Here is a 1,375-nt window from a genome sequence, read left to right on the forward strand (position 1 = left end):
TATTCGTTGAGTAAGATTTTATTACGAACTGGTGCGAGAGTGCTGAACAGCAGACACGATTGTGCTAACCGGAAGATTCTTGAAGAAGTTGGTATCGAAGTAAAAGATAACTTGAAATATGTTCACAGTTCATCATTTTTAGCTGATGATGGATGTAAGGTTATTGATATAGTGTTTCTATGTGAACATAAAAATGGTGAGCCTTTCAGAAATCGCCCGCAAGAAGTTGCAAATATCTATTGGTTTAGTACAGAAGATGTGATGATCATACTAAAGCACCAGCTTGGAGCAAGGAAAGTATCAAACGTGCAGATTTGTTGCTTCATAAATTATAAGCTAGTATTTACTAAAAAATTCTATCAAATAAGATAGTTTTCATTGTGGAGTGAGACTGTAAAGGAATACACCTGAACAAACGGGTAGTAGGTGTCAGTAGGAGCAATCGCTTTTTTACTAACGAGTTTAATGAGTAATCACTTCTTCAAAGGACAAGGGAGTGAAATAGTTGAGGATGGCAACATTAAATGTGTGGAATAACGACGATATTTGGTAGAATTTCTGAAAGTAATCAGGTACTTTTCCAGGGAATTGGACCTATTTAATTACGAATAATGAATACATTATTTTATGGCAGAATGCTTGATCTGAAAATGTAAAATATTTCTAATGAAAGTCGATGGAGGTTCCCTATACAATAGCTATAACAAATCATGGGGGGGTTCTATGAATATAAAAAAGAAAATTATAAGCTTCTTTTGGCTTATGCTTTTTATGCTTGTCGTTTCTTGCTTCTTTTGGTCGGAATATAAAGAATCCAAACTTCATAAAGCATTAGAGATAGAAGATGTTAGAAGAATAAATTGGACTCTTTCAAATAAATTAAGTATGTATGGAGCAGAGCAATCTGGAATTGAAAAAATTGTTTCTTGGTTTAATCAAGCAAACAACATTGAAAAGAGTGAAGTTCTATTTGATTTACCCCCGGTAGAGGCAGAGTTAACTATCTATCTGAAAAATAATAAAACCATACATATTATGAATCATAATGGTGAACTTCTTAAGGTCAAAAGGGATGATCTTGGCCATGTGTGACCGCCAAGTAAAATGACACAGCTTGTGCTCAAATAAATGACACACTTAATTGGAAATTTTTTTAATACAAAATGTGATCCCACGACGTTATTTTCTAAAAACACAAAAAGAGCCTATCTAACAAGTAATGTATAAAAACTTGCATAATTTAGGCTCTATAAACTATTTCTTTGTGTAGTTAAAGCACCCTTTAGTTGAACAAGACGATAACTAATTTATAGTTATCGTCTATTTGGTATTTCCTACTGAATAGTATCGTTTTACTACGAAGAAATGACTTTGT

The 1,375-nt window shown here is 33.0% G+C and carries 2 protein-coding genes; both read left to right on the top strand.

Going from position 1 to position 1,375, the window contains the following annotated elements; all coding sequences use genetic code 11:
- The coding region (locus ACFSCX_RS19400) for an NUDIX hydrolase (protein WP_377929902.1) at positions 1-372 on the top strand (372 nt) is incomplete at its 5' end.
- Positions 373-723: 351 nt separating this feature from the next.
- On the top strand, positions 724-1,092 hold the full coding sequence (locus tag ACFSCX_RS19405; RefSeq protein ID WP_377929904.1) for a hypothetical protein: 369 nt from the start codon (positions 724-726) through the stop codon (positions 1,090-1,092).
- Positions 1,093-1,375: the final 283 nt, after the last annotated feature.

This window comes from Bacillus salitolerans (genome assembly GCF_042680805.1).
Lineage (GTDB): Bacteria > Bacillota > Bacilli > Bacillales > SA4 > Bacillus_CJ > Bacillus_CJ salitolerans.